The organism is Microbacterium sp. GbtcB4 (genome assembly GCF_019091465.1).
Taxonomy (GTDB): Bacteria; Actinomycetota; Actinomycetes; order Actinomycetales; family Microbacteriaceae; genus Microbacterium; species Microbacterium paraoxydans.
This window is the reverse complement of record NZ_JAGXJJ010000522.1, coordinates 1-238: the sequence shown is the minus strand read 5'-3', so window position 1 is coordinate 238 and position 238 is coordinate 1. Positions and strand designations below refer to the sequence as shown.

Below are 238 nucleotides of genomic sequence, written 5' to 3'. Positions count from 1 at the left end.
GGAGGGGCGCAGTGCCTCCAGGTTCCGGTGGAGGAGGATGTTCTGCCCGACCCGGGCCCCGGCCTGTTGCGGGGGGAGGGCGGTGGGCCGCGCGTCCAGGCGGAGGAAGGGGATGCCGGAGGCGAACGCTCCCGACGACACGAGCACGACCTCGGCTCCGCGGGCAGGCGCCGCGGCCAGCGCCCCGACGAGCACCGGGAAGCGCCAGGGCGCCTCGCCGCCGATGGATGACGAGCCC

The 238-nt window shown here is 76.9% G+C and carries 1 pseudogene; it reads right to left on the bottom strand.

Annotated elements, in window-relative coordinates:
* Positions 1–238: pseudogene (locus KVS71_RS18680) on the bottom strand (glutamate 5-kinase); the annotation flags it as partial.